General features: G+C 65.6%; 1 protein-coding gene. It reads right to left on the minus strand.

Annotation, left to right across the window (positions count from 1 at the left end; translation table 11 throughout):
* The coding region (locus AB4Z02_RS19390) for an SDR family oxidoreductase (RefSeq protein ID WP_441973017.1) at positions 1 to 352 on the minus strand (352 nt) is incomplete at both ends.

Raw genomic sequence — 352 nt, forward strand, 5'->3', positions numbered from 1 at the left:
GCGTGCACGATCGAATAGGGGATGCCGCTGGCCTTAATCAGCTTCTCCTGGGCGACTTTCGCCCGCATGTAACCGCTGTCGGTCATCCGTTCGGAGCCCACCACCGAGAGGGCGACATAGTGGCGGATGCCCGCATTCCGCGCCGCCTCGATGATGTTCGTCGTCGCGGTCGTGAAGAAGTTCATGACGTCGTCGTCGGCGAACGACGGCGAGTTGGAGACATCGAGCACGGTCGTCGCGCCGGCGAGGGCCTCGGCGAGCCCGTCGCCCGTGAGCGTGTTCACTCCCGAGTTAGGCGAGGCGGGGATGGCCTCGTGGCCGTGCTCGGTGAGCTTCTGGACGACCTTGGAGC

The organism is Pedococcus sp. 2YAF34 (assembly GCF_052114585.1).
Classification (GTDB): domain Bacteria; phylum Actinomycetota; class Actinomycetes; order Actinomycetales; family Dermatophilaceae; genus Pedococcus.